The 26,518-nt window shown below is 63.5% G+C and carries 20 protein-coding genes; 5 read left to right on the forward strand and 15 right to left on the reverse strand.

What is annotated here, in order from left to right:
• Positions 1-14: 14 nt before the first annotated feature.
• From F4U95_RS00590 to F4U95_RS00605, 4 genes are all read right to left on the reverse strand, one after another.
• A complete protein-coding gene (locus F4U95_RS00590) occupies positions 15-926 on the reverse strand; it encodes a hydroxypyruvate isomerase family protein (protein WP_120253076.1) in 912 nt (303 codons plus the stop codon).
• A complete protein-coding gene (locus F4U95_RS00595) occupies positions 923-2,227 on the reverse strand; it encodes an MFS transporter (RefSeq protein ID WP_120253077.1) in 1,305 nt (434 codons plus the stop codon). The genes F4U95_RS00590 and F4U95_RS00595 overlap by 4 nt, the downstream gene beginning before the upstream one ends.
• A gap of 66 nt (positions 2,228-2,293) precedes the next feature.
• The gene (locus F4U95_RS00600; RefSeq protein WP_120253078.1) at positions 2,294-3,355 is read right to left on the reverse strand and encodes a sugar phosphate isomerase/epimerase family protein; all 1,062 of its coding nucleotides are present in this window, start codon (positions 3,353-3,355) and stop codon (positions 2,294-2,296) included.
• Positions 3,352-3,735, reverse strand: coding sequence for a c-type cytochrome (locus F4U95_RS00605; RefSeq protein WP_120253079.1), 384 nt, complete (start codon positions 3,733-3,735; stop codon positions 3,352-3,354). The genes F4U95_RS00600 and F4U95_RS00605 overlap by 4 nt, the downstream gene beginning before the upstream one ends.
• A gap of 108 nt (positions 3,736-3,843) precedes the next feature.
• On the opposite strand from F4U95_RS00605, the gene F4U95_RS00610 reads away from it, so the two are divergent.
• Positions 3,844-4,992, forward strand: a complete 1,149-nt coding sequence (locus tag F4U95_RS00610; protein WP_197716464.1) for a Gfo/Idh/MocA family protein — start codon at positions 3,844-3,846, stop codon at positions 4,990-4,992.
• Positions 4,993-5,147: 155 nt separating this feature from the next.
• Here the strand turns inward: F4U95_RS00610 and F4U95_RS00615 are convergent, their stop codons facing one another.
• A complete protein-coding gene (locus F4U95_RS00615) occupies positions 5,148-8,120 on the reverse strand; it encodes a TonB-dependent receptor plug domain-containing protein (protein ID WP_120253081.1) in 2,973 nt (990 codons plus the stop codon).
• A gap of 136 nt (positions 8,121-8,256) precedes the next feature.
• On the reverse strand, positions 8,257-11,280 hold the full coding sequence (locus F4U95_RS00620) for a glycosyl hydrolase family 28-related protein (protein ID WP_150424391.1): 3,024 nt from the start codon (positions 11,278-11,280) through the stop codon (positions 8,257-8,259).
• A 226-nt stretch (positions 11,281-11,506) separates the two neighbouring features.
• Here F4U95_RS00620 and F4U95_RS00625 point away from each other — a divergent pair, with 226 nt between their 5' ends.
• On the forward strand, positions 11,507-11,986 hold the full coding sequence (locus F4U95_RS00625) for a gluconokinase (RefSeq protein WP_172598901.1): 480 nt from the start codon (positions 11,507-11,509) through the stop codon (positions 11,984-11,986).
• A gap of 22 nt (positions 11,987-12,008) precedes the next feature.
• On the opposite strand, the gene F4U95_RS00630 is transcribed toward F4U95_RS00625, so the two are convergent.
• Together F4U95_RS00630 and F4U95_RS00635 are read right to left on the reverse strand one after the other, a co-directional pair.
• Positions 12,009-12,686 carry a FadR/GntR family transcriptional regulator gene (locus F4U95_RS00630; protein WP_120253083.1) on the reverse strand — a complete coding sequence of 226 codons (678 nt, stop codon included), beginning with the start codon at positions 12,684-12,686 and terminating at the stop codon, positions 12,009-12,011.
• A 13-nt stretch (positions 12,687-12,699) separates the two neighbouring features.
• Positions 12,700-14,046: a GntT/GntP/DsdX family permease gene (locus F4U95_RS00635; protein ID WP_120253084.1), complete on the reverse strand. Its 1,347-nt coding sequence runs from the start codon at positions 14,044-14,046 to the stop codon at positions 12,700-12,702.
• 321 nt (positions 14,047-14,367) lie between these two features.
• Here F4U95_RS00635 and F4U95_RS00640 point away from each other — a divergent pair, with 321 nt between their 5' ends.
• Genes F4U95_RS00640 through F4U95_RS00650 form a run of 3 tightly spaced genes read left to right on the forward strand, consistent with a single transcriptional unit; the run spans position 14,368 to position 16,773 of the window.
• Positions 14,368-14,652: a response regulator transcription factor gene (locus F4U95_RS00640; RefSeq protein ID WP_282960126.1), complete on the forward strand. Its 285-nt coding sequence runs from the start codon at positions 14,368-14,370 to the stop codon at positions 14,650-14,652.
• A 28-nt stretch (positions 14,653-14,680) separates the two neighbouring features.
• Complete coding sequence (locus F4U95_RS00645) at positions 14,681-15,784, forward strand: Gfo/Idh/MocA family protein (protein ID WP_120253085.1); 1,104 nt, start codon at positions 14,681-14,683, stop codon at positions 15,782-15,784.
• The gene (locus F4U95_RS00650; RefSeq protein WP_120253086.1) at positions 15,781-16,773 is read left to right on the forward strand and encodes an SMP-30/gluconolactonase/LRE family protein; all 993 of its coding nucleotides are present in this window, start codon (positions 15,781-15,783) and stop codon (positions 16,771-16,773) included. The genes F4U95_RS00645 and F4U95_RS00650 overlap by 4 nt, the downstream gene beginning before the upstream one ends.
• Before the next feature lie 269 nt (positions 16,774-17,042).
• On the opposite strand, the gene F4U95_RS00655 is transcribed toward F4U95_RS00650, so the two are convergent.
• From F4U95_RS00655 to F4U95_RS00685, 7 genes are all read right to left on the reverse strand, one after another.
• Positions 17,043-18,653, reverse strand: a complete 1,611-nt coding sequence (locus tag F4U95_RS00655) for a DUF5597 domain-containing protein (RefSeq protein ID WP_120253087.1) — start codon at positions 18,651-18,653, stop codon at positions 17,043-17,045.
• 11 nt (positions 18,654-18,664) lie between these two features.
• Positions 18,665-19,009: an L-rhamnose mutarotase gene (locus F4U95_RS00660; protein ID WP_120253088.1), complete on the reverse strand. Its 345-nt coding sequence runs from the start codon at positions 19,007-19,009 to the stop codon at positions 18,665-18,667.
• Positions 19,009-19,740, reverse strand: coding sequence for an SDR family oxidoreductase (locus tag F4U95_RS00665; protein WP_120253089.1), 732 nt, complete (start codon positions 19,738-19,740; stop codon positions 19,009-19,011). The genes F4U95_RS00660 and F4U95_RS00665 overlap by 1 nt, the downstream gene beginning before the upstream one ends.
• Positions 19,737-20,951 carry a UxaA family hydrolase gene (locus F4U95_RS00670; protein WP_120253090.1) on the reverse strand — a complete coding sequence of 405 codons (1,215 nt, stop codon included), beginning with the start codon at positions 20,949-20,951 and terminating at the stop codon, positions 19,737-19,739. The genes F4U95_RS00665 and F4U95_RS00670 overlap by 4 nt, the downstream gene beginning before the upstream one ends.
• The gene (locus F4U95_RS00675) at positions 20,948-22,219 is read right to left on the reverse strand and encodes an aldo/keto reductase (RefSeq protein ID WP_150424392.1); all 1,272 of its coding nucleotides are present in this window, start codon (positions 22,217-22,219) and stop codon (positions 20,948-20,950) included. Before F4U95_RS00675 ends, F4U95_RS00670 begins: the two co-directional genes overlap by 4 nt.
• Positions 22,216-23,454 carry an L-fucose:H+ symporter permease gene (fucP, locus tag F4U95_RS00680; protein ID WP_170267457.1) on the reverse strand — a complete coding sequence of 413 codons (1,239 nt, stop codon included), beginning with the start codon at positions 23,452-23,454 and terminating at the stop codon, positions 22,216-22,218. Before fucP ends, F4U95_RS00675 begins: the two co-directional genes overlap by 4 nt.
• Before the next feature lie 93 nt (positions 23,455-23,547).
• Positions 23,548-26,340, reverse strand: coding sequence for a TonB-dependent receptor (locus F4U95_RS00685; protein ID WP_120253093.1), 2,793 nt, complete (start codon positions 26,338-26,340; stop codon positions 23,548-23,550).
• Positions 26,341-26,518 lie beyond the last annotated feature (178 nt).

Consider the following 26,518-nt stretch of genomic DNA (forward strand, 5'->3'; position numbering starts at 1 on the left):
CGCCTCCTCCTCTTTTATGCTTTGTCGATGGCGCGATAGGCGGCGATCAGTCGATCCTCGCCCTCGCGCCCGGCTACCGAATTGCCATGTTCCATGCCGATCACGCCGCCATAGTCGCGGCCGCGCAGCCAGCGGACGATGTTGGCATAGTTGATCTCGCCCGTGCCCGGTTCCTTGCGGCCCGGATTGTCGCCGAACTGGATATAGCCGATCTCTTCCCAGCAGGCGTCCAGCGTCGGGATCAGGTTTCCCGACTGAATCTGTTCATGATAGAGATCCGCCAAAATCTTGACGCCAGGGCTGTTGGCGCCGCGCGCGACGGCATAGCCCTGCGCGATCGACTGCATGAAGACGCCGGGATGATTGGTCCGGGTGTTGAGCGGCTCCATCACCAGCGCAAGGCCATGGGGCGCAACGATATCGCCGGCGCGGCGCATGCAGTCGATGATGCGGGCAGTCTGGATATCCTGCGGCAGCTTGCGATCCATGAAGCCGGTGACGACGGTCGCGTGTTTGGCGTTCAGGCGTTTGGCGACCTCGACCGAACTACGGACATCGGCCAGGAAAGCTTCGCGCTCGGCATCGTCATTGCTACCCAAGAGTGGGCGGAAATCGGCCCATTTGGGCATGGAGGCGACGAAGACGCCCATGGTCATGCCGCGCTGCGCGAGCGCCTTTGCCATGGCTTCCTGCTGTGCGACGGGGCGGCTGCGCGCTTCATTGTCTTCCCAAGCGGTAAACCCCTGATCGGCGGCGTAGGCGATCTGTTCGAGCAGGCCACCCCGGCTGGCGAAGCTGCCCTCATGCGGGGCGTAGGCGAGCGAGAAATGGGCGGCGTTGGAACGGCCCTTTCCGGCGGCGGCGATGGCGGGGGCTGCTGCGGTCGCAAGGCCGGCCGCGATCATCGCGCGGCGCGACAGGCTCATGCCGCGCGCTCCGTCACGCGCGCTGCCCGGCGATCGGCGCGCCGTTCCGCCAGCCAGACGCCGCCGAAGACGACCAGCAGGATCAACGGCACGAAGGTCAGGCGGGCGAAGGACTGCGATGCGGCGGCATCCTCGACCGTGCGCAGCGCTTCGCCGGTCAGGCGGGTGAAAGCCTCGGGACCGCCGGCAATCTCCACCTTCGCCTGGTCGAACATTTCGCCCAGGCGCGGCAGGACGAAGAAGCTGGCCAGCGCGCCGGCCGATCCAACCAGCCCCAGCGCCCAGGCATCACCGCGCGGATAGCGTTCGGCGACCGAAGCCAGCATGGTCGGCCACATGGCGCAGACGCCAAGGCCCCAGACGGTCGAAGCCAGGATCGCGGAAACCGGCGATTGCGCCTGCGACAGCAGGAACAGGCCGATCGCGGCGAGCAGGCTGGACACCCAGAGCAGACCGGGGTTGGACAGGCGGCCAGCGATCCGCCCCGCAAAATGGCGGAAGACGAACATCAGCGCGCTGACATAGACCAGCAGCAGGATGCCGCGCATGCCCACGCGATTGCTGAGCGCGACGTCGATCCACTGGCCCGGCGCCAGTTCGGACGAAGCGGTCAGGAACATGGCGCCGAACCAGATGAAGAAGCTGGGGCGGCGGACGACTTCCAGCATCATTTCCTTCATGCCGGCGTCGCCCACGGCCTTGGGCGTTTCGGGGAATGTCGTGGTCGCGGCGATCAGGATGACGCCGATGGCGGGCAGATAGGCAAGACCCATAATCGCCTGCCACGGCAGGGCGGATGCCAGAAACACGCCGGCCAGCCCGCCGACGATCAGGCCACCGGGATACCAGGCGTGCAGCACATTGAGGCGATGGGTCGTGTCTTCGGGATAGAGGCGCGCGGTCAGCGGATTGATGGACGCTTCGGCAAAGCCCCAGCCGATGCCGGACAGCAGCATGCCGAGCCACACCAGATGATAGACCGCCATGCCGCTGGCAAAGGCGCCCGCGCCCACGATCAGCGTCGTGCCGATCAGGAAGGCGACGCCGCAGCCGATCAGGACGCGGCGGATGCCGAGCGTGTCGAGAAACGCGCTGACCACGAAAACCGTGATCGAAAAGCCGAGAAAGGCCGAGCCGAGCGCTGCGCCGATCATCTCACCCGCCGCGATCGGTGCGATCGGGTCGATCCATTCCGCCTTCAGGCTGCTTGCCACCGCCGCGCGCAAAGAGGCGCTCATCGACGCGGTGAACAGCGCCAATACGCTCAGCCAAAATAGCCTTTGCCGGTTTATGCCCGTCATGCCCGTTCCTCTACCCTTTTTGCCCCGTCCGATGCCTGTTATCGGGGCTTTTGATGTGCGCTACTGTCAGTCCAGTCCCAGCCAGCGGCGATTGTTGGCGGGATCGCCGCCGCCGGCGAAATCGTCAAAAGCCCGTTCCGGCCGCCGGATCATGTGCGCCTCGATGAAGGGAGCGCCTTCGCGCGCGCCATCTTCCGGATGCTTCAGACAGCATTCCCATTCCAGCACGGCCCAGCCATCATAGCCATATTGGGTCAGGCGCGAGAAGATGCCGGTAAAATCGACCTGCCCATCACCCAGCGAGCGGAAGCGACCGGGGCGATCGACCCAGTCGGCATAGCCGCCATAGACGCCGGCCTTGCCCGTCGGGTTGAATTCCGCATCCTTCACATGGAACATCTTGATGCGGTCGTGATAGATGTCGATGAACTGAAGATAGTCCATCGCCTGCAACACGAAATGGCTGGGATCGTACAGAATATTGGCGCGCTTATGGCCGCCGACCGCGTCCAGGAAGCGCTCGAAGGTCAGGCCGTCATGCAGATCCTCGCCCGGATGCAGTTCGTAGCAGAGGTCAACGCCCTCTTCCTCGAACGCATCCAGGATCGGCAGCCAGCGCCGACCCAATTCCGCAAAGGCTTCCTCGACCAGACCTGCCGGACGTTGCGGCCAAGGATAGATGAAGGGCCAGGCCAAGGCGCCCGAAAAGGTCGCATGCGCCTTCAGCCCCAGACGCCGGCTGGCCTTTGCCGCCAGTTTCAGCTGATCGACCGCCCAGGCCTGCCGCTCGGCAGGCTTGCCGCGCAAGGCAGGCGGCGCGAAATTGTCGAACGCCGCGTCATAGGCCGGATGGACCGCGACCAGCTGCCCCTGCAAATGGGTCGACAGTTCGGAAATCTCGACGCCCGCCTCGCGGCAGCGGCCGGCCAGTTCGTCGCAATAATCCTGGCTGTCCGCTGCCAGCGCAAGATCCATGCAGCGCGGATCGTTGCTGGGCACCTGTATGCCCTTGTAACCCGCCGCCGCCATCCAGCGCGCGGCATTGTCCAGCGTGTCGAAGGGGGCCGTATCACCCATGAACTGGGCGAGGAAGACGGCGGGGCCGCGCATGCCATATTGCTGCGTCATTTCAAGCTCTTCAGATAGGTAATGATGGCCGCGCGCTTGGCAGGATCAGCCGTGCCGATCGGCATGCGGGTACCGGGCACTTTCTTCATCGGCGCGGCCAGGAAGGCGTCCAGGCTCTCATCGTCCCAGCGCAGCTTCGACGCCTTGAGCGCAGCCGAATAGGTAAAGCCGGGCAAGGATGCCGCCGGGCGACCCGCTACCCCGTTCAAATTCGGGCCGATGCCGCTTTTTCCATCCTTCTGGACATTATGGCAAGCGCGGCAAGCGCCGAAAGCCGGCGGCGGCGTCTGCGCACCGGCTTGCGCGGTGCTGGCTGCTATTATGATAGCCGTCGCGATGCCCGCGATCAGCGTCAGATTGAGGTTCGCTACCCTGCGCATCCTCGACTCTCCATCTTGTTTATTCTTGCTATTAATTTACCGGTAAATCATGTGAGATCAAGACCAGAATGATTGCGCTAACGTTGCATGAGACAAAGGAGGAGAGAGATGACGACAGGAGTTTTGCGCCTGGCCATGGTCGGCGGAGGCGAAGGCGCGTTCATCGGTGCGATCCATCGCGCCGCCGCCGCGCTGGACGGCGAATGGCAATTGGTCGCCGGGGCGTTCAGCAGCGATCCCGAGCGGAACCGGCGGTCGGGCGCCGCGCTGGGCATAGAGCCGGCGCGGGTCTATAATTCGCTCGATGCGCTGCTGGTGGCCGAAGCCGCGCTGCCGGCCGACCAGCGGATCGACGCAGTTTCCATCGTGACCCCCAATCATCTGCATGCGCCGATGGCCATCGCGGCGCTGGACGCGGGCTTTCACGTCTTTTGCGAAAAGCCGATGGCGCTCAGTTCGGCGGAAGCCCGGCTGATCGCGCAGGCGGCGGAGCGGTCCGGCCGCCAGTTCGGTCTTGCCTTCACGTATAGCGGCTATCCGCTGGTGGAAGAGGCGCGGGCGCGGGTGGCACGCGGCGATTTGGGCAAGATCCGGCTGGTGCAGGTCGAATATTCGCAGGGTTGGCTGAGCCAGCCGATCGACCGCGACGGCAACAAGCAGGCCGAATGGCGCACCGATCCGGCGCGCGCGGGCCTTGGTGGGTGCCTGGGCGATATCGGCACCCATGCCTTCCACCTTGCCGAGCATGTTTCGGGGCTGGGGGTGCGCGAATTGTGCGCGGACCTGACCATCCATGTCGAGGGTCGGCGGCTGGACGACGATGTCGCCGTGCTGCTGCGACTGGACGGCGGCGCACGCGGCACGCTCAAGGCCAGCCAGATTGCGGCGGGCGATGAAAATGGACTGAAACTGCGTATCCATGGCGAGAAGGGCGGCCTGGAATGGTCGCAGATGGAACCGAACACGTTGACGCTGCGCTGGCTGGATCGCCCCGCGGAGCTGGTGCGGGCCGGTGGGCCGGGCCTGGCGCCATCCACCCTGCCGCGCCTGCGCACGCCGGCGGGTCATCCCGAGGGCTATATTGAGGCGTTCGCCAATCTCTATCGCAGCTTTGCCGCGCGCATCCGGACGGGCAACAGCGACGCAGCCGACGGTTTCCCGTCGATCGAGGCGGGGTTGCGGACCATGGCCTTCGTCGAAACCGTGATCGCCAACGCCGCGTCCGACCAGAAATGGAGTGCGGTCACGCATAGCTGAACCTGATCGTCGCCCCCTGCCCGTCCGCGATGGCATGGTGCAGGGGGCCGGCGACGATCGCTTCCTTCGATCGGCAGACCCGTAACAGGCTGCGAAAAAGAAACGTCCCGGCCGTGCAGGACCGGGACGAGTTTTGGGGGGACATCGGGGAGCAATCAGAAGTTGAAACGAACACCTGCGCGATAGATGCGGCCCAGCGTGTCGTAGAGCGCCGGGTTGACATCCAGACCGGTATTGGTCTGGGGCGATGCGACGGGATCCTTGTCGAACAGATTATCGACCTTCCCATAGATGCTCAGTTGATCGTTAAGCTTGAAGGTGGCGCCGACATCCACATAGAATGCCCCCTTCATCTTGTTGCGGTCGATCGTCGGATGATTGCCGGTCGATACCGGGCAGGAGGTTTGGCAAACGACATATTGATTGCCGAAAGTACCATCGCTGAACCAGCGCTCCTGCACCGTCAGGGTCAGGCGGCCACTATCATAGGTTTGTACCGCCAGCCATTTCCAGTCGGGCGTAGCGCCATTGTTCGCGCCGGCCTGATCGACCGGATCGACGCCGGCGATCCCGGCGCTGACCACGAATTTCTGGATATGGGTGCCCAGCGCACGAACGGTGAAGCTGCCCGGCAGGCCGAGCGGCTGCTGCCATTGGTAGCTTGCTTCGATATCGAAACCGCTGGTCTTCCAGGAGGCCAGGTTGAACGGCTGGACATTGACGAAGTTGGTGCCCTGCGCCCCGTCCAGCTGGAAACCGCCGCAGAAGGCCTGATTGCCTTCGAAGCAGAAACGCACGATCTGGTCGGCGGACAGGCTGGAAACCACGCCGCTCAGCTTGATGTTGTAATAGTCGAACGACAGGCTGAGGCCGGGCAGCCATTCCGGGCGGGCCAGTACGACGCCCAGTTCGGTGTTCCGTGCGACTTCCGGACGCAAATTGGTGTTGCCGACGACATTCTGGAAAACCTGAACCGCCTGATTGCGGAAGGGATCGTTGAAGTTCGGCAGGGTCGTGACCGTGGGCGCTGCGAACAATTCCGACAGGTTGGGCGCGCGCACGTCGCGCGAGGTGACTGCGCGCAGGCGCAGGCCGCTGAGCGGCGTGTCCCAGGTGCCGCCGACCTTCCAGGTCCATACGGTCCCGGACGTGCTGTAATGGGTGCCACGCCCCGCCGCGTTCAGATTGGCACGGCCGATCGACTGGCTGTCGAAAATGGGAAGATCCACTTCGACATAGCCTTCATAGACTTCATATTTACCACGGCCGTTCTTGTAGTTGCCGGCCGCCCAGTTGCTGCCCAGCTGCGCATTGAGCAGCGGGTCGGCGGGATAGGCCGGACTGTTGGGGCTGAGCGGCGATACGCCGGCGCCGTAAGGGTCGGCGTTCACCCGGTAGAATTCGCGGCGATATTCGCCACCGAAGGCGACCGATACCGGTCCTGCCCACAGGTCGAAGGGGTTGCCCGAAAAGTTCAGGCTGGCGACGTCCTGCGTCAGCTTCGTATGCTGGAACGGGCCGTTTTCATGCGGCGCGACATAGGCGAGCGCCGACGCGGACGGCGCGAAATTGCCGAAGATGTTGATCGGCTGGCACCCGTTGGCGCGCGCCACCGGATCGGCACAGACGATCGCGCCGTTCAGGGTAATCGCGTTGGTCGCGGCGACATAACGGTTCTGCAACACGATATCGCGAACCCGGATGTCGGAAATGGTGATGCCATGTTCATAATAGGCGTCATAATTCCAGTCGGTGCCGCCCAGATCGAACTTGCCCTTCAGCCCGCCGACGAAGCGATATTGCTTGCGATCGGTATAGACTTGCGGATCGGGGAAGGAGGCGTTGCTCGACCCGAAGCCGAAGGAGGTGATGCCCGCCGTGGCGCAGGCGGTGCGGACGGACTGGGGCAGATAGGGATTGGCGCACTGGACGGTCAGGCTGGCACGGCCATAGCCGGGGCTTGGCTGATTGTTCGTCTTCACCTGCGCCACATTGACCGTGACATAGGCCTCATTATCCGGCGCGAAGTCGAAGCCGATCCGGCCATAGCCGTTGATGCGCTCCAGTTTCGACTTGAGCGAGGCGCCCGAACCCGGCGCGCCCGTCAGGTCGCCGCCTTCGCAGAAGCTGTTGCCGCGATAGCAGTTGGTGACAGCGCCAGTGCCGGTCGGCCTGCCGTTCGATCCATAGTTGAAATTATAGGGCGTGCCATCCGGGGCGAAGGCGATACCCTGCAACGGACCGTTGTTGATGAGGCCATAACGCGCATATTGATAGGGCTGCGCATAGTCGCGATAGTTGAACTGCGGCAGGCCGTTATTTGTGATGCCGGTGTTCATCAGCGTCGTGGCGCGATACCAGTTGCGGCTGCCGGCCAGATCCGTGCCGAAATCGCCGGCACCCACCCCACCTTCATGATCATATTCGCCGCTCAGCACGAGATGCAAGCGATCGTCCATGAAGGATTTGCCATAGGCCGCCTGCACCAGAGCGGTTTCATCATCGCCATATTTGGTGATGCTGCCCAGGATATTGCCCTTGAACCCCTCGAAACGCGTGTCGGTGATGAAGTTGACGACGCCGCCGACCGCGTCCGAGCCGTAAGAAGCCGAAGCACCGCCGGTCACGACATCGACGCGCTTGACCAGCAGTTGCGGGAACATGCTGATGTCCGGCACGCCGGTGACGTTGGCGGCGACGACGCGCTGGCCATCCAGCAGCGTCAGGGTGCGGATGGGCTGAAGGCCGCGCAGCGAGAAGGAGCTGAGGCCCTGCTGGCCGCTCGACGTGCTGAAGGTGCCGGTCGCCGCGCCGGTCGATCCCTGGAGCGAGGGCAGCTGCGCGATGGTGTTGAAGATATTGGGCTGCGCATTGTTGGCGATCTGCTCTTCGCCGATCACGGTCGTCGGCGTGGGCGCGTTGAAACCGCTGGTGGTGATGCGCGATCCGGTGACGATGATATCGGCGGCACGGGGCGCGGCGGCATCGGCCTGATCCTGCGGCGCGATACTCTGGGCTTGCGGCGCCGGTGCCGTCTGGGCTTGCGCCAGACCGGCAAGGGCCATGGTCGCCACCGCCGCCAGGCTGACGCCGGCCAATTGCCGATGGATTGCGATCGTCACTTTCATTGATCCTTCCCCTTTATATCCGGCTACCCTCCCGGAGCCGGTGCCGCCCATGGCGGGCGATTATGCAAAGCCTATCGCCGCGCCCGGTCGGCTGCACTTACGACATAGGTCGTAGATGCCTGCCCAAGCCCTGATTTCAGGGCTTTGCCGCATAGAGCGCGTGATGCGTCAGGATGAAGAGCGTCCGCTTGTCCGGCCCGCCGAACAGGATCTGCAAAGGACGGTCAGGCACGTCGATCCGCCCCGTTTCCTTGCCATCGGGACCATAGATGAAGACCTGTCCATTGGCGACATAAACACGGCCCTGGCCGTCGACCGCGACGCTCTCGCCGCCGCGATTGGCAAAGGGCTTGAGGTTGGTCAGCGTGCCGCCCGCTCCCACGGTGCCGCTATAGGTCACATTCTCCGACCCGTTGGTGACGAACAGGCGTTCGCCCGGTTTGCCGCCGACGAACCCGTTCGCGTTCAGGCTATCCGACCAGCGCCATCCCGTATGGTCGACCGGCCCCTGCTGCCATGTGCGGAAGGCGGGCAAGGACAGGCTGCCGTCGGGGGACAGATATTCCTTCGTCTTGGCGGTGCCGACATCGCGCGCGAATATTTCGGCGAGCGTGGTGAATTCATAGGTCTTGTGATCCAGTTGATCCCGGAACTCGCCATTATTCCACCAGTTGACCGGCAACAGCGTCTTTGCCGCGGCGCCCGTGCGCATCGGAGTCGGCTGGATCAGGGTCATCTGATCCTTCGGCCCGTCCGGATCGAGCGAATAGACGCCGCCCTTCGCTCCCAGAGAGGACTGGACCAGCAGATGACCGGACCCGTCGATCGCCAGATTGACCGGGTCGAGCGCATTGTCGCGCACGATTTCCAGCCCCTTGGCCTCGGTCCAGCGATGGATGCGCTGGAAGCGGCGGTCGATGAAGTAGAGCGCCCCCTTCGCATCCACCGCCGCGCCGGATATCGACCAGAAGCCGTCCTCCAGCTTCTCGACCTTGGCGCTGCCGGGCGCGGCGGCCGGGATCTTGCGGTCGGCCGCGCCGATGTTCAGGCTGGCAAATTCCCGCTCGCGCACGACCTGCTTGCGGCTCACATCCTCGATCGCATTGTCGAACGGATATTTGCTGGCGCGCAGGAAGGTGCCACAGCCTTCATCGTCGCACGTTGCAAATCCGCTTTCGGCATTGATATGGACGTTGCGGAACCGGATGTCGCTGGAGTTGGTGAGCTTCACCGCGCTCTTTTCGGGCGCATAGGTGCGGGTCACGCGATAGCCATGATAGTTGGCGAACAGCAGATTTTTCGAATTGCGGATGTCGAGCGAGATGGCGTCCGGCCCGTCATCCACTTCCTGTTCCGTCTGCGGCGCCAGGAACTCCCAATTCTGGACATTGTCGAGGACGATTTCGTTGCGTGCATGATGTTCGACCGACATTTCATAGACATGGCCGGGCGTGCTGGTGTTGGTGATGTGCAGGCCCGATTGGGCGAAGCTGTTGGGGCTCCACACGTCGGCAAAGGTGCCACCGCCCCCGTCCGTCACCCAGATGCTGGGATATTGCGCGTCAAGTCGCCCGTCAGTGAGAGGATCGCCGGTATTGACCCGCAGCGCGCCCAGCATCTTCCCATCGGCGGTCGGAGTGCCGCCGCCGCCCATGATCTTGACGTCCTCGACCAGGCTCTTTTCGCCCGACCGCCACAGCAGCGCGGATGCGCGCGGGTTGATGCGGCCGGTGAAGAGGCCAAGGCCCGACAGGATATTGTCGCCGCCTTTGGGGCTTTCCAGGATCGGCACCACAGGACCGAGGCCGGCATGGGCGGGATTGTCGTCGGGAATATAGAGCTGAGTTATGGCGGGATGCAGGCCGATCAGTACGCTGTCCGGACGCAGCGTCAGTCTGTCCGTCACCTTGTAGAAGCCGGTCGGGAAATAGAGGATCCGGTGGCTGTCGATCGCCTTCTGGATCGCGGCGGTATCGTCGGCCTTGCCGTCGCCCATCGCGCCTAAAGAACGGATATTGGTCCATTCCGCCATCGGCGGGAGGTCGCGGATGGCGGCTTCGCGCGGCGCGGGCATGGCGGGCAAGGACCGAATGTCGGCTTCGATCTTATAGTCGCCGGTCTGACCCAGATCCGGGATGGCGAGGCCATAGGAGAAACTGGCGACCTTATAGGCCTTGCCCTTGCCCGCGATCGTCTTGCCGCTGTCGCGGAAACGGGCGAAGACGGGGCTGTTTTCGACGAGGGCATTTTCGAAGCCGATCTGGGTGAAGACATTCTTCTCGTTCGAAATGATGACGCCGGCCTTCGATATATTTTCGAAGCGCACATCCTTGCCCCAAAGGCTGTCACCATAGCCCCGATCGATTTCGATCCCGACGGGCGTGTTGCGGATCGCGACATTGACCAGGGTCAGGTCGACTTCATGCTCGCGGATCGCCGCGTCACGCTGGCCGTCGAAGGTGGAATCGAGCAGGGTAAACTGCCAGGCGGGTGACGTCTTTTCCGTGACGATGCCATAGCGACCGCCCTGGAAATGGACATTTTCGATAAGGTTACCGGCCTGATAGACGCCGGCAAAGGCCGTGCCCAAGCGGAAGTCCATATGGCTGAGGAACGCATGTTGCGCCATGCGGAAGCGCACGCCGGCCGCCGCCGGATTGCCTGCGCCGATCTCGATATCGACATTGCTCATCGAGGAATAGAAAGTGCCAGAATTGGCATCGCGAACGATTTTGTCGCGCTGTACGACGGTTGGCACCGGAACCGGTACCTTGCCCACCTTATACTGGTCGCCGCCCGCGAAAATGACCATGGTCGATACGCCTTGCTGAAAACCCGGCGTGTTGGCGCCCAGCAGGATGACCGGCCGGGTCGGCCCGACGCCATAGACGCGCACGCCCGCCGGCACGATCAGCGATCGGGTGATGCGATAGGTGCCCGACGGCAGGAAAACGAGGCCATGGCCGGTCTTGTCGCGAGCCTGATCGAACGCCTGCTGTATCGCAGCGCTGTCATCCGCCTTGCCGTCGCCCTTTGCCTTGACCGTGACGGCATGGGGTTCGTCGGGGGCCGTCGGGAAGACGGAAGGACCGGCGGCCCAGGCAGGTGCGGTCAGGGTCGTCGCTGCCAGCAAAGCCGCGATCATAGTGCGTCGGATCATAGCCGCCTCTCCAAATATTATCGTGCGTGCAGGGCTAGAAGGCGGGGCAGGCTTTGGCACTTGCGACAAAGGTCGTAGTTTCCAGCCCCCTGTCCGCCCTTTTATAGGCAAGCCTGTCACCACGATGCCCACCGGGTCTCGTTCGCCTGCAAGGGACGCCCCCGTGCCGTCATCACTGCCTTCATCAGCCAATCCTGCCCGGTCGCAATCGCTGGCCGTCATCGTCATGGGCGTCAGCGGTTGCGGAAAATCGACGCTGGGAGCGCTGCTGGCAGACGCCTTGGCTTGCCCGTTTCTGGAGGGGGACAGTTTCCATTCACCGCACGCGATCGCCAAGATGCGCGGGGGACAGCCGCTGACGGACGAGGATCGCTGGCCCTGGCTCGACCGGTTGGGCAGCGCGACTGCGACAGCGAGTGAGACATATGGCGCGGCGGTCGCGGCCTGCTCCGCGCTGCGGGAAAGCTATCGCGACCGGTTGCGATCCACGATCGGCGACCATGTGCGGTTCGTGCTGCTGGACAATAGTCGGGAGCAATTGCTGGCGCGGCTGGGTAACCGGCCTGGCCATTATATGCCTGCGACCCTGCTGGACAGCCAGATTGCGACATTGGAGCGGCCGGAACCTGATGCGCGCACGATGATATTGACCACCGATATCGCGCCGGAAGCGTTGCGGGACAGGGTGATGGCCTGGCTGCGCTGAGCCGCACCATAAAATCCCGAAATCAGGGCATCAGGCGACGGCGCCCTTCCCATAGATGCCAACGCATGGCGAGCGCCGCGCCTTCGGGGTCTTGCGCGCGGATGGCCGCGACGATCTGCTCATGTTCGCGCAGCATCGTGGCGATGACGTCGGGTGGACGGGACCGGCTGATATCGACGCCAGCCCGCATGATCTTGTCCACATCGCCATGCAACGCATCGAAGGCGATCAGGAAAGCGGGATTGCCTGTCGCTTCGGCGATGCGGCGATGCAGTTCCATATCCTCGACATGGGCCGGTTCGCTGGACAGGAGCGCGGCGCGCAGCATCTCCATGCCTTCTTCGACATAGGCCATTTCCTGCACGGTGCGGCGGGTCGCGGCAAGGCGCGCCGCCTCCGTCTCCAGCACGAAACGCACTTCATAACTGCCCAATGTCGTGGGCAATTCGGTGGACGGCATGAACATGGACAGCCGATCGGACGGGCGGCTCTTGACGAAGGATCCGGCGCCGCGCCGCGCCTCCGTAATCCCGTCCGACGCCAGCCGCATCAGCGCTTCCCGCACAATCGCGCGCGATACGCCGAACATTTCCGCCAGCCGCGCTTCGGCCGGCAGGCGCGCGCCGACCTCCAGATCGTCCGACTTTATGATATCGACGATCTGCGCATAGACATGATCGGAAAGGCGCGCCTGGCTCATAATGTCTGCCTAGTCAGAAGATGCTGCTGGCGACAAGCACCAATAGCAGCCCGACGATCGCCACCACCGTCTCCATGATCGACCAGGTGCGGAAGGTGCCGGGCATGTCGGTGCCCAGATAGCTTTTGACCAGCCAAAAGCCTGGATCGTTGACGTGGGAGAAGAAGAGCGAGCCGGCGCCGATGGCAAGGACCATCCATTCCGGTTCCACGCCCGACGCTGCGACCAAGCCCTGCATCACGCCCGCGGTGGTGATGGTCGCCACGGTGGCCGATCCGGTAGCCAAGCGGATGCAGACGGATACGCCCCAAGCAAGCAGGATCGGCGAGATCGCGCCGCCCTGCGCAATGCGCACCAGCATGTCGGACAGGCCGGCCGTCACCAGCACCTGCTTGAGCGCGCCGCCCGCGCCGATCGCCAGGATGATGCCGCCAGCGGGCGTCATCGCTTCGGTCCAGATCGCGTTCTGGATGGTGCGGTCGGTGATGCGGCGGCCGAACAGCAGGGGCAGCGCCACCAGCACCGCGACGAGCAGGGCGACGACGGGATCGCTGATCCAGGAAAGCCAGTGGAAATGGGCGGCGATGGCGGGCGGCAATAAGGCCACGGCCTGGCCGGCGGCGATCAGCACCACGGGCAGCAGCACGGCGGTCAGCGTGCGACCGACCGAGGGGGCCACGACGTCGATCTTGACCGGATCGAGCAAGGGCGGGTTGAGTTTGACGCCCGGCGCCGTGAAGCGCGCCAGCAACGGGCCGGCGATGATCGCGGTCGGGATGCCGATGATGAGGCCGTAGAGAAGCGTGAGGCCGAGATTGGCACCCAGCGCGTTGACCGCCAATAGCGGGCCGGGGTGCGGCGGCACAAGTGCATGGACGACCGACAGGCCCGCCAGCGCGGGTAGCATCAGGCGCAATTTGGCGGTGTCGCCATTCTGCCCCGCTGGCAGCGCCGCCGCCGCCGAGGCGACAATGGGCAGCAGCAGAACGAGGCCCGTTTCGAAGAAGAGCGGCAGGCCGATGACGATCGCGGTGAAAAGGCTGGCCCAAGGCGCGCCGCGTACGCCCGACAGTCGCAGTGCGGCGCGCGCCAGACCACCGGCACCGTCCGACAATTGCAGCATCGCGCCTAGGCCAAGGCCCAGCGCGACGACAAGCCCGGTCCCGCCCAAAATGGCGCCTGCGCCCTTTTCGACCGCCTTGGCCGTTTCCTCCATCGGCAGGCCCGCGAGCAACCCGACCGTGAAGGCGCCGCAGAGCAGGCCGACAAAGGGGTGGAGACGCCCCCGGATGATAAGGACGATGGATAAAGCGATGCCCACGATGGCGGCCAGGACGAGCCGATAGTCCGCCGGACTCATCGCGCCTGTCCCCTGCGACCAGCGGAGACACCCAAATCGGCGAACATCGCCGAACGACGGATTGATAGCGCCATCCTCTCCCCCTTCATCTTTCGCTGAAATACAGCGATTCCGCTCCTGGCGGCTTAAAATCTGTTAGACAGATTATAGAGGATATTTAGCATCAGCCTAGATATTTCGTGAAGCCATCGCATGTTTTACTTGAAGCTGTCTGACTGATTCCACTATTGTTAGCGTTACCGAGTCCGATGCAGCCAGCAGGCCAAAAAGCTGGCGCACCCTATGGCGGACCGAACAGGGAGAGGACGGATGCACTTCGCGATGAATTTGCACGATAGTCTCGATCAGCAGGAATTTGGACGTATCGACCATAGGGGCGCCGAACCGCCTCGCCTGACCCCGACTCAGATGAAGGTTCTGTGCTGCGTTCATTCGGGATTGCTGAACAAGCAGATCGCCTATGAGCTGGGCATGGCGGAGGCCACAGTGAAGGTCCATATGACCGCGCTGATGCGCAAGCTCAATGTCCGCAACCGCACCCAGGCGGCGATCGCTGCCCGCAATCTGGGCTGGCTGCGTCCGGCCCTGATCCGTATCGCCGATTGAACCACCGTTCGTTATTGGGAGGGATGGCATGACGACCGGTTCCCGTCGCGAAATATTGGCCGGGCTTGGCGCCGGCATGGTGCTGACCGGGCTGGCTGCCCGCGCGGCAACGGCGCCGACGCGCAAGATCGGTTATGCGATCGTCGGACTGGGTTCCTACGCCACGCGCCAGATCATGCCCAATTTCGCCGGATGCGACCATGCCCGGCTGGTGGCGCTGGTCAGCGGCACACCTGCCAAGCTGGACCAATATGGCGCGGACTATGGCATCCCCAAAACGCATCGCTACAGCTATGCCCAATTCGACCGCATTCGCGACAATCCGGATATCGATGTCGTCTATGTCGTGCTGCCCAACAGCCTGCACGCCGAATATAGCATCCGCGCCGCGCAGGCCGGCAAGCATGTGATGTGCGAAAAGCCGATGGCGGTGTCCGTGGCGGAATGTCAGGCGATGATCGCCGCCTGCAAGAAGGCCGGCACCAAGCTGATGATCGGCTATCGGTCGCGCTTCGAACCCTATAACAGGCTGGCGATCGACCTGGCCCGATCGGCGCATGTCGGGCCGACGCAGATCATCACCGCCGATCATGGTTTTCCGATCAGGCCGGACCAGTGGCGGCTCGACCGGCCCCTGTCCGGCGGCGGGTCGATGATGGACATCGGCATCTACAGCCTGAATGCCGCGCGCTATCTGACCGGGGAAGAGCCGGTGGCGGTAAGCGCGGTCGAATCTACCGACAAATCCGATCCGCGATTCCGCACGGTGGAGGACAAGATCAATTTCCTGTTGCGCTTTCCATCCGGCATCGTCGCCAATTGCGTTTCCAGCTATAGCTCGTCCCACAATGGCTATCGGGTCAGCGGGACGCAGGGCTGGATCGACATGGAACCGGCGACTTCCTATTCCGGACAGATGATGACGATCCGCAAAGATGGCGTGACGGCGCCCCGCACTCTGCCCGCCACAGGCAAGACCCAGTTTGCCGGACAGCTGGACCATATGGCCGAATGCATCATCAGCGGCGCGACGCCAATCGTCGCGGGCGAAGAAGGGCTGGCCGACCTGCGGATCATCGAGGCGATCTACCGCAGTGCCGCCGAAGGCCGCGGCGTCAGGATCGGCGCATGATCGCACGACGGACATTGCTTGCGGGTCTGGCGAGCCTGCCGGTCGCGGCGATGGCGGCCCCTGCCCCGGCCGGCTTCGTGAAGCGGCTCAGCCCCAAGCTGGACGCCATCCTTCCACCATCGGCAACGGTCGAATTTCTGGCCGAGGGTTTCCGATGGGCCGAAGGGCCGGTGTGGGTGCCGCAGGGCGATTATCTGCTGTTCAGCGATCCGCCCGCGAACATCGTCTATCGCTGGCGGCAGGGCGAAGGCGCAAAGCCCTTCCTCTCGCCGGCCGGTTTTCAGGGCGTGATCCCAGTGGGGGTGCGCGAAGCCGGGCTGAACGGCCTGACCATCGACAAGAAAGGCGCGCTGATCGCCGCGGACAGCGGGACACGCGCGATCGTGCATATCGACCTTCGGACCCGCAAGCGAACGATCCTGGCCGACCGGTTCGATGGCAAGCGCTTCAACAGCCCCAACGACCTGTGCATCGCGCCGTCGGGCATCATCTATTTTACCGATCCGCCTTATGGTTTTACGGATGGGGATAAGTCCGCCCTGCGCGAATTGCCGCATAACGGCCTCTATATGCTCTCCCCCGATGGCAAGGTGACGTTGATCGATGACACGCATCGCCGTCCCAATGGCGTGGCGATCGCACCGGACGGGCGGACGCTCTATCTGGCGCTGTCGGACGAAAAGCAGCCGGAAGTGCGCGCCTATGCCATCGGTGCGGATGGACGACCGACCGGGCAACGCCTGTTCCATGATTTCAGCGCGGCACTGGCGCAAGGCCAGCCGGGCCTGCCCGATGGGATCAAGGTGGCGCGAAGTGGCCATGTCTTCGCGACCGGACCGGGTGGAGTCCATATCTTCACGCCGGAAGGCGATGCGCTGGGCCTGATCGGCACCGGCAAGGCGGTCGCCAACATCTGTTTCGGCAAGGACGGCGCCAGCCTGTTCCTGACGGCGTCGGATAGGCTGGCAAGGGTATCGCTGCGGGTTTAGCGCAGTATGGCTCCGCTCCATCGAAACGAATGGCTTGAGCGGAATGACGGCTCATGACCGGCACGCTACACCCGTGGCGGCATGGGCCAAGGGCAATTCATCTTATACCGACAAGCCTTCATCTTGCCGTTCCCCGGCGCAGGCCGGGGTCCAGTTCGGAGCATGAAACTGGACCCCGGCCTGCGCCGGGGAACGGCATATAATTCAGCTTCGTTGCGACTTGAGTGAACCGCTCACCTTCGCGTTCCTCAAAATAGGCGTGACGCGCTTCACTTGTACCGGCCCATCGTCACCTTGATCCAGACCGGCTGGTCGATCAGGTTCAGGCCATAATCGGTCTGGTCGCCATTCCAGATGCGATCCATCACCCAGGCGCCCTTATCGAAATGGCCTTCCTCGACCTTGACGACCATGCCGCCCGGCCCACTGCCTTCTTTAGCATCGAAGGCGACGCGGACATGATCGCCGGCAAACAGAAACTCGTTGGCCGATAGCTGCGCCACCACCACGCCGCCGGTCGGTTCGGTCGCCCATGCAGGCAGGTCCGCCTTGGGGAACCATTCGCGCTGGCCGAACTGCCACTGGCCGAAGCTGGCGGTAATGGTCCAGTCGCCCATGGTCGTGCTGATGGGTGCGCCATCGTCCGGCTTGGCCGTGCCCCAGACCGGATGGTCGAAGGCAATCTTCGCCCAGGGCGCGGATGCCACGACGCGATATTTGGCGGCGAAGGCGTCCAAAGTCTTGTCGTCGAAGCTCTTGGCGCCCAGCGGATAATTATAATAGCCGGTGGCATCCATGCCGAACGGCGCGAAGCCGATCGCGCCGCGTCCCAAGGCTGCCCAGAAATAGCGCGCATATTCGGCCGCATTGCCGATTTCCGGCACCATCAACGCATTGTCCGGCCGGGTATAGAGGTCGAGATGTTTGAAAACGTTGCGGCTCGCCCGGTCGTAGATATCGGGCGCAGCCAGATCGAGCGAGGGCGCCGCCGCCTTCCATATATCGATCACGTCGCCCTGCGGTCCACCGCTCGACAAGGCCATCGGATCGGGCTTGGCAAAGGGATCACCGAGCGAAGCGTTGACATACATGGGCAGCGGCTTGATCGCCTTGCCGGCCTTGGCCAGTTCTTCGATATAGCGCGCCGTGTACCAAGTATTGAATGTGCGGTCGGCCTGATCGCCGAAGACGCTGGCCCAGCTGCCGGCCTGTTTCTTCAGCCCTTTGGTCAGCGCTACAGGAACCGGTCCGTCGAACAGCTTCTGCGCGGCGGCGCTGTAATCGCGTGGGTTCTTGTAGCTGCCGACCTCATTTTCCGGTTGAACCATGATGACCGTGTTCTGCGCGTCATGGTCGCGAATATAGGCCATCAGCTTGAGGAAGGCGCGCTTGTCCGCCTCCAGCGTCGCGGCGCCATGGGGCGACAGGACGCCATGATCCTTGCCGTCCTTCGTCTTCATGCGGGGGAAACGGCGATTGTCGAGCTTCACCCAGTCGGGGGTGTAGGCCAGGCCCGTATTCTTCCACGCGCCGAACCAGAGCAGGACGATGCGCTTGTCATGCCGGCGCGCTTCGTCGAGCAGGGTCTGGACGAAGCTATAGTCGAACTGCCCTTCCTTCGGCTCCAACTGCTCCCAGGCGATCGGTGCTTCGACCGTGTTGGCGCCGATCCGGTCCAGCACCGGCCAGACCTTCGTCAGCGGCGTGGCGTAATTGCTGCTATTGTTGATCTGCCCGCCCAGCATCAGGAAAGGCGCGCCATCGACGATCAACGCATGCTTGCCGTTGCGCGTCTCGATATGCGGGGTGTCGCCCTGCGCGAAGACAGGTGTAGCGGACGACAGGAGGGCTGCGGCGAGCAAGAGCCGGGGAAGGGTCATGATGGGGCCTTTCAGGGCTGTTCGTCGAGGGAGAAGATGCGGGTGGCAAGCGTCCATTTGGCATCGGGCGCGGCCCAGGGCAGCGGGCGCTGAACGCTGTCCATCTGCGCTTCCCAGGCCTGCACCGCGGGGTCGGCGGCATCGGCGGCAGCCTTGGCCGCCGGATCGAAACCGGGGCCGGTTTCCATCAGCATGACGAGCCGGTTGCCGCTGCGATAGATGTCCATCGCGCCGATGTCGGCGGCACGGATGCTGGCGCCGATCGCCGGGGGCAGCGCACCGGCGGCATGCCATGCCTCATATTGGGCGATGGCTTCCGCCTCGTCGGTCAGGTCGATCAGCAGGACATGCCGCATCAGTTGATCCAGCCGCCGTCGATCACATGCACCGCGCCGGTGGTGAAGGCGGCTTCGTCGCTGGCAAGATAGAGGACGAGATTCGCGATTTCCTCGGCGCGACCCAGACGACCCATGGGCTGGCGCGCGATGAAGGCGGCCTGTGCAGCCTCATAATCGCCGGTGTCATGCAACCGCTGTTGCAGCGAGGGCGTGTCGATCGTGCCGGGGCAGATGCAGTTGCAACGGACCCCCTGCCCCACGAAATCGGCGGCGACTGCCTTGGTCAGGCCGATGACGCCCGCCTTGCTCGCGCCATAGGCAAAGCGGTTGGGGATGCCCTTCACCGAACTGGCGATGGAGGACATGTTGACGATCGCGCCTGCGCCCTTTTCCACCATGCCGGGCAGGAAGGCACGGATCGTGTGATACATGGCGGTCATGTTGAGCGAGAGGGCGAAATCCCAATCTTCCTGGCTGCATTCCAGGATGTTGCCCGCATGGACCACGCCCGCAATGTTGGCGAGGATATCGATAGGGCCGACCTCAGTCGCCAGCGCCCGTACCGCCGCACCATCGGTCGCATCAAGCGCGCGCAGTTCGCAGCCCTCCAGCCCTTCGAGCGCATCGACATCCCGGTCGGTCGCGATCACGCGGGCGCCTTCTGTCACGAAACGCTGTGCCGTGGCCCGACCGATGCCCCGCGCCGCAGCGGTGATCAGCGCGACCTTGCCCTCCAGACGCCCGCTCATGCGCGCGCCCCCATCGCGGTCTTGGTGGGCAAGCAGTCGGGACCGATGGGATCGAAAGCCTTGTAAGTCAAAATAAACTCCTGATGGCCAAGGGATTCTGAGATGCTGCGTTCACCCGCCGCGACGGCGAGCACCTTGTCGTATATCTCCGTACCGACCTGTTCCAGCGTCGCCTCCCCTTCCAGGATGCGCCCGGCATTGACGTCCATGTCGGCGGCCAGACGGCGGCCGGTGTCGGGATTGGCGCAGATCTTGATGACCGGCGAAATCGCCGACCCCACCACCGATCCGCGCCCGGTGGTGAAGAGCGTCAGATGCGCGCCGCACGCGATCAGTTCCACGATCTCGGCATTGTCGGAGATGTTCGGAAAGCCGAAGCGCGGCTCGCCATCGGGCACGACGTCCAGCAGATAGAGGCCGCCGGTCGGTGGCACATCGCCCGGCTTCAATATGCCGTCGATGGTGGAAGAGCCGGACTTGGAATAGGCCCCCATCGACTTTTCCTCCTGCGTCGTCAGGCCGCCTTCCGCATTGCCCGGCGCGAAGCTGCCAAAGCCCATGATGGTGTAATAGCGTTCGGCTTTCTGTACGCATTGCTCGATCGCGACCGCCAGTGCGGGCGTGCGGGCGCGGTCGGCCATGATCGTTTCGCATCCCACCAGTTCGCCGGTTTCCTCAAAGATGCAGGCAGCGCCGTCTGCAACCAATCGGTCGAAGGCTCGGCCCACAGCCGGATTGGCGGTGATGCCGCTGGTCCCGTCCGACCCGCCGCAGATGGTGCCGACGACCAACTCCTCGACGCCCATGGCGACACGCGGCACGCCGGCAATGGCGGCGCGCACGCGCCCGACGGCTTCGACGCCCGCCGCGATCGTCGCCGCCGTTCCGCCCGTCTCCTGAATCACCAGCAATTCGGCGGGGCGTCCACTGGCCCGCGCCACCGCCAGCAACCGCTCGCGATTGAAACTTTCGCAACCCAGCGACACGATCACCAGTCCGCCGACATTGGGATGGGTGACGATCGCCTCCATCACCTTGGCGGCATAGGCATTGGGATAGCAGCCAGGAAAGCCGATCAGCTGGACGTCGGGATCGTCCGCCTTGTCCACGATCCGCCGCGCGACATGATGCGCGCATTCGACCAGATAGGCGACCGCCACGACATTGCGGATGCCCTTGCGCCCATCCTGCCTTTGCCAGGCGCGGATCATGCCCCCGGCTCCAGCGCGGTGCGGGTATGGCTGCTGATATAGTCGCTTTTCATATTGTGCATGTGAACCCAGTCGCCGGTTGCCACGTCGGCCGTCATCGACCCGATCGGTGCGCCATATTTGATCACCTTGTCCCCGGCATGCAGCGCATTGCGCGCAACCTTATGCCCGATGGCGATGCCTTCGCGCGCCGGGATGGTGCCGCCCGAGGCTGGCAGGATATCGCCCGCCTCGATCGGCCGAACACAGATGAGGACATTATCGTCAGGATGCAGCAGGATCAGCCGCGCATCGTCCTGCAACATGGAGGAATCTTTCAGTGAAGCGTCGAGCGCGGGCCAGAGCGGATCGGGCAATCGCACCGACAGGCGGGTCATGGTGTCGGCGACCTGATCCGGCCCGACAAGACCGGGAATGACGCTGACGACGGCAGGATGGCGCAGCGGGAATTGCAGCGCGGCAGCGGGCAGCGGCACCTCAAATTCGGCGCAGGTCTGCGCCAATCGCTGCGCCTTGCCAAGGATCGCCTCGCTGGGCGCGGCATAGTCGAAATGGAGCGGACCACTCAGGTCGCGCGCCAATATGCCGCTATTATAGGGACCGCCCACGATGATCCGGACACCCAGATCGGCGCAGCGCGCCAGCAATCGCTCTGCGCTGCGATCCAACAGCGTATAGCGGCCGGCAAGCAGGATCATGTCCAGTTCGACATGGTCGAGCAGTTCGTCGCAAATCGCGACTTCATTGACGCCGATGCCGATCGCACCGATCGCGCCCGCATCGCGCAGATCGTGCATCGCCCGATAGCCGCTATCCAGGAAAGCGCGCAGGTGGCGGCCATGATCATCGCCATGGGTCAGCCGGCCGATATCATGCGCCAGCAACAGGTCGATCCGGTCGCGACCCAACCGCGCGCGGCTGCCCTCGAACGAGCGCAGTACCGCGTCATAGCGATAGTCGAACACCGGCGCATAGGGATCGGCATCGACAAAGCCATGCCGCTCGCCCCGCGCATCGGTCGGTACCAGCAGGCGGCCGACCTTGGTGGAAACGATCGCCGTGCCATCGGGGTCGCGCGCAGCCAGCATCATGCCCAGCCGCCGTTCGGCCAAGCCGAAGCCATAATGGGGCGCCGTGTCATAATAGCGGATGCCCGCGTCCCAGGCCGCGTTCAACGTCGCCTGCGCCTCGCCGTCCTCCACCACGCGATAGAGATTGCCGATGGGCGCTGTGCCCATGCCCAGCGTCGGATAGGATGCAACGGTCATGCGGCCGCTTCCCGTCGGTTGGCGCGCGCGAAGAGAGTCACGACCGCAAAACACAGCGCCGGCACCAGCATTGCCGCGCGGATCGTGCCGGTCAGGTCCGATACCAGTCCCATCGCCATGGTCAGCACCGCGCCGCCGATGATCGCCATGACGATCATCGACGCCCCCGGCTTGGTCAGCGGGCCGAGGTCGCGCAGGGACAGGACGAAGATGGTCGGATACATGATCGACATGAAGAAGCTGGTCGCGACCAGCGCCACGAGGCCGACTATGCCACCGCCGATCGCCGCAAGCGACAAGGCGATGTTGATACCGGCGAACAGCGCCATCAGCCGCGCGCCATCGAAGCGCGCCAGCAAAGCCGCCCCGGCGAAGCGGCCGATCATGAAGAGCGCCAGCGACAAAGTGAGCAGCCAGGCGGCCTTTTGCGCGCCGATGCCCGGAACGACGGCTTCGGCATAGCGGATCAGATAGCTCCAGATGCCGACCTGCGCACCGACATAGAAAAATTGCGCGCCCACGCCAGCCAGATAGCGAGGCCGCCGCAGCAGCGCGCCATAGCCCGCGAAGATCGGACCGGTGCGCCCCTCTGCCTGGGTGGCGGCGCGTGGAAAACGGGTGAAGGCCAAGATCGCCGCCCAGCCCAGCACGACCAGCGCGATGGCCAGATAAGGCAGTCGTACGGCCGCTGCGCCCGCGGCGCCCTGCGCCGGCGTATCGGACAGGATCAGCGTCGCGCCCAGCGCTACGCCGGTGATCGACCCCAATGGATTGAACGCCTGCGCCAGATTGAGCCGCTGCGCCGAACTGTCCGCCGGTCCCATTACCGCGACCATGGGATTGGCGGCGGTTTCCAGGAAAGCAAGGCCACTGGCGATCACGAACAGGGCGAAAAGGAAGAAGCCGTAGCTGAGTTGCGCGGACGCCGGCAGGAACAGCAGCGCACCGCCACCGAACAGCAACAGGCCCATGATGACCGTGGCCTTGTAGCCCAGTCGCTCGGCGGCCAGCGCGGCCGGAATGGCGAAGCAGAAATAGCCCAGATAGAAGGCCGACTGGACCAGTCCGGACTGAAAATCCGACAACGAAAACACATGCCGGAAATGCGCGATCAGCACATCGTTCAGATTGTTCGCCACGCCCCACAGGAAGAAAAGCCCCGTGGTCAGGACCATGGCCATCGGGCTGCTGCGTTCGGGCCTGCTCGGTGCGATGCCGTTACCCTGCCTATGCATCAGACCATCCTCTCTTCTACCCAAAGAGGCAGACCGGCCCTTTACGGGTCCGGTCTGCCAGGGGAGGGACGCTAGAAACGTCCGCACGTCGGATCAATAGGTCAGACGGGCGGTGATGCTCACGCGACGATCGTTCAGCACCGAGGACTGCGGACGGCTGGGAATGCCGTAATAGGTCTTGTTCTCGGTATCGGTCAGGTTCACGCCATCTACGGTCAGCGCGAAATTCTCGTTGACCGTATAGGTCAGCGACGCATCGACCTGCCCGCGCGCGGCGTTGAAAATCGGCAGTTCGCCGCTGCCATTGCCGCGCGTGGTCACGACATATTTGCTACGCCAGTTATAGGCGACGCGTGCCGAGATTGGCCCTTTGTCGTAGAAACCCATCAGATTGTAGCTGTACTTCGACAGCTTTTCGAGCGGCACGATCAGCGCATTGCCTTCATTGTCTGTGGCAGCGGGGCTGGGCGCCTTGCTGTCGACATAGGTGAAGTTGGCCTGCACGCCGAAGCCAGACCAGATGCCCGGCAGGAAGTCGAAGAAGGTGTTGCCGCCGACTTCCACGCCCTTGATTTTGCCATTGTCGCCATTGAGCGGACGGCTGACCGACACGGTGAAGGGACCATTGCCGAAATCATAGGTTTCGTCGGTCGCGATATTGGCGATGAAGCCATCCACCTTCTTGTAGAAACCGGCAGCATAGAGCGAACCGGTGCGCGAGAAATACCATTCCAGCGACGCGTCGAACTGCGTGGCTTCCAGCGGCTTCAAATAAGGATTGCCAGAGCTGGAGGTGCGGATGTTGCTGCCGGGATTCAGCTCGACGATGTTGATGTTCGGATTAAGCTGCGAGAAGTCCGGGCGGGTCAGCCCCTTCGACGCGGCCAGACGCAGCTGAAGCTGGTCGGTGAAGTGGTAGCGAAGGTTGATGCTTGGCAGCGCCTTGGTATAGCTGCTGTTGACACTGATCGGCACATAGCTGATCGGACCATTGGCAGGACCGCTGGGCAACTGGATCTGCGGCGTCTGTACGCTGAAGCCGTCCGTGGACACCTTCGTCTTGATCACGCGCACGCCGATATTGCCGTCCAGCGGGAAGCCCGCATCGGCAAAATCGAACTTCGCCACGCCATAGGCAGTGTAGGTCTTTTCACCCTGCGTGTTGCGATCGCTCGGCACATAGCTGACGCCATTGAGCAACGCGTCACGCTGCGACGGATCGACATAGGGGGCCAGCGCCTGACGCGTGGCGTCATAGTCGAGCACGAGGTTGCGGTCGAAGAAGACCGCGCCCTGGGGCACGCCCTGGAAACCACGATAGAGGTCGCCGCGGAACTTGCGCACTTCGTACAGGTCGTTGGCCAGCGCGCTGGTGCCATAATAGGCATAGGTGCTGCTGTCGGTGACAGCCGACCGGTCGGTATAACGCAAACCGGCCGACAGCGAGCGCAGGATGCCGGCATCGAAGCGATATTCGGCGTCCAGACGGCCGGCATATTCCTTGCCCACCGAATGTTCGATATGGTCCAGATAGCCGCCGCCCAGCGGGGCATAATTGGCGATATCCGTCACCGAACCATTGCCATTCGCTGGGTTATTGTCCGGCAGGATTTCCATCGTCGGCACGCCGTTGCCCACCACCTGATGCAGCCGTTCTGCGTTCGAATGCAGGATGACGATCGAGCGCTGACCGCTGGTGGTGCCGCGAATATACTGGCCGTCGGCCGTGACGGTCAGGTTGCTGGTCGGGTTCCATTTCAGGTTCAGCGAAAAGTCGTTGGTGACGGATTTGCGCCGTTCCAGGCTGGTGTTGGAATCGATCGGCACATTGGCGAAGGTGCCGCTGCGGAAATTGCCGGCATCGTCGAACGTGAAGGGCGTACCGTAATCCGGCGTGATCGGATTGTTGCCGGTATAGGCGAAGAAGCTGTAGTCGCCATATTGGAACTTATAGTCTGACCGCACATATTCGGCGGTGACGAGCAGCGTGTCGCTGGGCTTCCACTGGACCGCGACGTCGGCGCCGATACGGCGACGATCGCCCAGATACTGGCCGATGCCGACGCCATGGGGCAGATAGGTCGGCTTGCCCAAGCGCCCCAGACCCTGCGCGGTGGCATAGTCGGTGGCGTTATTGGGCTGACCCTGCGCATTGACCGACTGGTCGAGCAGGAAGAAAGGCTGGCTGCTGATCTGGTCCTGGCGGAAAGCCGTCTTCTGATAGGCGAGGTCGACCAAGATGCCGATTTCGCCGATGCCCGTGTCCCAACGGTCAGACAGCAGCAGGTTCGCCTGCGGCTTCGACTTGCCGTACAGGTCGTAATAGTTGACGCTGGCGCTGGCCGATGCCTTGAACCCGTCGAAATCGAAGGGCTTGCGCGTGCGCAGGTTGATGAGACCGCCGATGCCGCCTTCGATCAGGTCGGCCGACGGATTTTTGTAGACATCGACGCCGGCGAGCAGTTCGGAGGGCACATCCTCCAGGCTTAGCGTACGACCGCCATTGGCGGTGAACACGTCGCGGCCGTTGATTTCGGTGCGGACCTGGCTGAGGCCGCGGATCGCGACCGCGCTGCCTTCGCCATAGCTGCGTTCGATCTGGATGCCGGTGATGCGCTGAAGCGCTTCGGCCACGTTGCGGTCGGGCAGCTTGCCGATGTCTTCGGCGACGATCGAATCGACGATGACGTCGCTGTTGCGCTTGAGTGCCTGCGCACTCGACAGGCTGGCGCGCACGCCGGTGACGACGATGTCGCCTTCGTCGGCGGCTGCGGCCTGCGGTGCGGCATTATCCTGCGCATGGGCAGCCGTGCCGAGCGCGATGCTGGCGATCGAGATGCCGGCCAGCAGCGCAGCGCGACGCGGCATGTGAATCATCTTGGTCATGAAACCCTTCCTCTCCCTGGCTCCTGTCCGGAGCGCTGACGTGATTCGCGGCCGCAAACGGCCGAAATATTTCCCTTTCATGTCCCGACCCGCTGCTGGGAGCGGTACCAAGACAAGGCCCCATTACTCCCACATTTTAAATTATGAAATATAAAAATTGATTTCATATTTGGATTTC

Origin of the sequence: Sphingobium limneticum, assembly GCF_008710165.1 — a bacterium.
GTDB lineage: Bacteria > Pseudomonadota > Alphaproteobacteria > Sphingomonadales > Sphingomonadaceae > Sphingobium > Sphingobium limneticum.

Bases quoted from the DNA above. Each gene is read 5' to 3' on its own strand.
- F4U95_RS00590 (WP_120253076.1), bottom strand. From the start codon at position 926: ATGAGCCTGTCGCGCCGCGCGATGATCGCGGCCGGCCTTGCGACCGCA.
- F4U95_RS00595 (WP_120253077.1), bottom strand. From the start codon at position 2,227: ATGACGGGCATAAACCGGCAAAGGCTATTTTGGCTGAGCGTATTGGCG.
- F4U95_RS00600 (WP_120253078.1), bottom strand. From the start codon at position 3,355: ATGACGCAGCAATATGGCATGCGCGGCCCCGCCGTCTTCCTCGCCCAG.
- F4U95_RS00605 (WP_120253079.1), bottom strand. From the start codon at position 3,735: ATGCGCAGGGTAGCGAACCTCAATCTGACGCTGATCGCGGGCATCGCG.
- F4U95_RS00610 (WP_197716464.1), top strand. From the start codon at position 3,844: ATGACGACAGGAGTTTTGCGCCTGGCCATGGTCGGCGGAGGCGAAGGC.
- F4U95_RS00615 (WP_120253081.1), bottom strand. From the start codon at position 8,120: ATGAAAGTGACGATCGCAATCCATCGGCAATTGGCCGGCGTCAGCCTG.
- F4U95_RS00620 (WP_150424391.1), bottom strand. From the start codon at position 11,280: ATGATCCGACGCACTATGATCGCGGCTTTGCTGGCAGCGACGACCCTG.
- F4U95_RS00625 (WP_172598901.1), top strand. From the start codon at position 11,507: ATGGGCGTCAGCGGTTGCGGAAAATCGACGCTGGGAGCGCTGCTGGCA.
- F4U95_RS00630 (WP_120253083.1), bottom strand. From the start codon at position 12,686: ATGAGCCAGGCGCGCCTTTCCGATCATGTCTATGCGCAGATCGTCGAT.
- F4U95_RS00635 (WP_120253084.1), bottom strand. From the start codon at position 14,046: ATGAGTCCGGCGGACTATCGGCTCGTCCTGGCCGCCATCGTGGGCATC.
- F4U95_RS00640 (WP_282960126.1), top strand. From the start codon at position 14,368: ATGAATTTGCACGATAGTCTCGATCAGCAGGAATTTGGACGTATCGAC.
- F4U95_RS00645 (WP_120253085.1), top strand. From the start codon at position 14,681: ATGACGACCGGTTCCCGTCGCGAAATATTGGCCGGGCTTGGCGCCGGC.
- F4U95_RS00650 (WP_120253086.1), top strand. From the start codon at position 15,781: ATGATCGCACGACGGACATTGCTTGCGGGTCTGGCGAGCCTGCCGGTC.
- F4U95_RS00655 (WP_120253087.1), bottom strand. From the start codon at position 18,653: ATGACCCTTCCCCGGCTCTTGCTCGCCGCAGCCCTCCTGTCGTCCGCT.
- F4U95_RS00660 (WP_120253088.1), bottom strand. From the start codon at position 19,009: ATGCGGCATGTCCTGCTGATCGACCTGACCGACGAGGCGGAAGCCATC.
- F4U95_RS00665 (WP_120253089.1), bottom strand. From the start codon at position 19,740: ATGAGCGGGCGTCTGGAGGGCAAGGTCGCGCTGATCACCGCTGCGGCG.
- F4U95_RS00670 (WP_120253090.1), bottom strand. From the start codon at position 20,951: ATGATCCGCGCCTGGCAAAGGCAGGATGGGCGCAAGGGCATCCGCAAT.
- F4U95_RS00675 (WP_150424392.1), bottom strand. From the start codon at position 22,219: ATGACCGTTGCATCCTATCCGACGCTGGGCATGGGCACAGCGCCCATC.
- fucP (WP_170267457.1), bottom strand. From the start codon at position 23,454: ATGCATAGGCAGGGTAACGGCATCGCACCGAGCAGGCCCGAACGCAGC.
- F4U95_RS00685 (WP_120253093.1), bottom strand. From the start codon at position 26,340: ATGACCAAGATGATTCACATGCCGCGTCGCGCTGCGCTGCTGGCCGGC.